Raw genomic sequence first — 2,122 nt, 5'->3', positions numbered from 1 at the left:
CCGATTCTGTATCCTCTGGTTCCAAACATAAGACCTCCCCCGTTTGTGTGGGCCGCCCAAACCATTTGGGCGGCTCTCTGGAAGCGCTTAAGGGAAGCATTATTCGTGCCATTGTTTTCGCCTCGAATATTTTTATAAGCTCTGGATCTTAAAGATATTTATTCCGACGGCGGATGAGTTTTTCTTATGGCGCGTTATCAAAATGATAGAATTTATCAGTTTGATAATTCCAAGGGCGGGCGATACGGTTCTTGCCATGGCTCTCCCCAATCCTTTTTCCCCCGAGCACGAGCTCTTCCGAAAAACCGTCCGCGACTTCGCCGAGAAGGAACTCCTTCCTCATAAAGAGGAATGGGAAAAGGCGAAGGACTTCCCTAAATCCGTCTTCAAGATGGCGGGCGACCTCGGGATCCTGGGCGTCTGCTTTCCCGAGTCGGTCGGGGGGAGCGGCGGCGACTACTGGTTCAAGGTCGTCTTCTGCGAGGAGATCATCCGTTGCCGCATGGCGGGCGTGGCCATGGACCTGCTCGTCCAGGCCGACATCTCGACGCCCGTCATCGACGTCCTCGGCACGCAGGAGCAGAAGGACCTCTTCGTCAAGCCCGCGATCGCCGGCGACAAGGTCGGCGCGCTCGGCGTGACCGAGCCCGGTTGCGGGTCGGACGTGATGTCGATCAAGACGGCCGCCAAGGCCGACGGCGGAGACTACGTCATCAACGGCGCCAAGATGTACATCACCAACGGCGGGCGGGCGGACTTCATCACCCTCGCGGTGCGCACCGGAGGGCCGGGCCACAAGGGCATCAGCCTGGTGACGTTCCCCACCGATACGAAGGGTTTCAGCGTCGGCAAGACCCTGGAGAAGATGGGGAACCATAGCTCGAACACGACCCTCCTCTTCTTCGAGAATTGCCGGATCCCGAAACGGTTCCTGCTGGGCCAGGAGAACATGGGCTTCGCCTACATCATGAAGAACTTTCAGGGCGAGCGTTTGGTCGCGGCCCTGACGTCCACCGCCGGGTCGGAACTGGCCCTCCAAGACGCGATCGCCTACTGCCGGGAGCGCGAGGCCTTCGGCAAGCGCGTGATCGACTTCCAGGTCTGGCAGCACAAGTTCGCCGACCTGGCGACCCAGCTCGAGGCCGCACGCCGCCTCAATTACCACGCCGTCGAGCTGTTCATTGCAGGAGTCGAATGCACGAAGGAGATCTCCATGGCGAAGCTCTTCGCCGGCGATCTCGCCCAGCGGGTCGCCTACGACTGCCTCCAGGCCTTGGGGGGTGCCGGCTACATGGAGGAGTACGACATGTCCCGCTTCGCCCGCGACATCCGTCTGATGACGATCGGCGGCGGGACCTCCGAGATCATGAAGGAGATCATCGCGAAGAGGATGGGGCTTTCTTAGCGATCACCCATACAAAGCTTCAAGCATCTGAACCATGAAAGCGCGGATAGTTGCGTTGTCCTCATTGTTAAGGGCCGTCCGGAGAGCTTCATCAATCCCCGGATGATTGGGCTTCCGGCTTTCAAGATGCGCATCGAGCCGCATGTGAACGAGAGACGAGAACGCTTGCCCCCGCACCTCTCCGTTTTCGTCACTTAATGCCCGTATGAGCGCGTCGATACACCGGGGATTCCCGATTTTTCCAAGTCGTTTGGCGGCCCGTCGCCTCTTTTTCGGATTTCCGGATTTCAAATCCTCGAAGATGAGCCCGGTGTCACGGCGGTCAAGCGAGTCTTCCAAGTCCTCTAATGCCCGCTTCATTGTCGTTTCGACCCATTTATTCTTTTCGTTGCTTGATGCGCTGAAGAGAGGTGCGAGCGCCTCCGCCTTGTCGATACGGCCCAGAAGATTGGCGGACCATTCCCGAACAGAGGGATTTTCATCTCTCAAGCCCGCGATGAGGGGCTGAGTCGCCTCGTCTCCGAAAGTTTGGATCAAGAGGCCGATATAAAATATGAGAAATCCATCATAACCAAATGTCGCAAATGCGCCAATGAGCGCCTGAATCGACGTCGGGCCGCCGATGTGGGAAAGGATGGAACAAGCCCTCATTTTTTCCTCTTCCGGCTTATTGGGATCATCCAAGACCTCGATGAGGGATGCCACGGTCGCGTCCAA

The 2,122-nt window shown here is 57.8% G+C and carries 2 protein-coding genes; one reads left to right on the top strand and one right to left on the bottom strand.

Annotated elements, in window-relative coordinates; translation table 11 throughout:
- The first annotated feature begins 256 nt into the window (after window positions 1-256).
- Window positions 257-1,405: an acyl-CoA dehydrogenase family protein gene (locus VLJ37_05825; GenBank protein HSA59186.1), complete on the top strand. Its 1,149-nt coding sequence runs from the start codon at window positions 257-259 to the stop codon at window positions 1,403-1,405.
- 3 nt (window positions 1,406-1,408) lie between these two features.
- Here the strand turns inward: VLJ37_05825 and VLJ37_05820 are convergent.
- A partial coding sequence (locus VLJ37_05820; GenBank protein HSA59185.1) for a HEAT repeat domain-containing protein occupies window positions 1,409-2,122 on the bottom strand: 714 nt, incomplete at its 5' end.

The organism is bacterium (assembly GCA_035454885.1).
GTDB lineage: Bacteria > UBA10199 > UBA10199 > JACPAL01.
The sequence above is the reverse complement of the archived record's forward strand: the minus strand, read 5'-3'. Positions and strand labels throughout refer to the sequence as shown.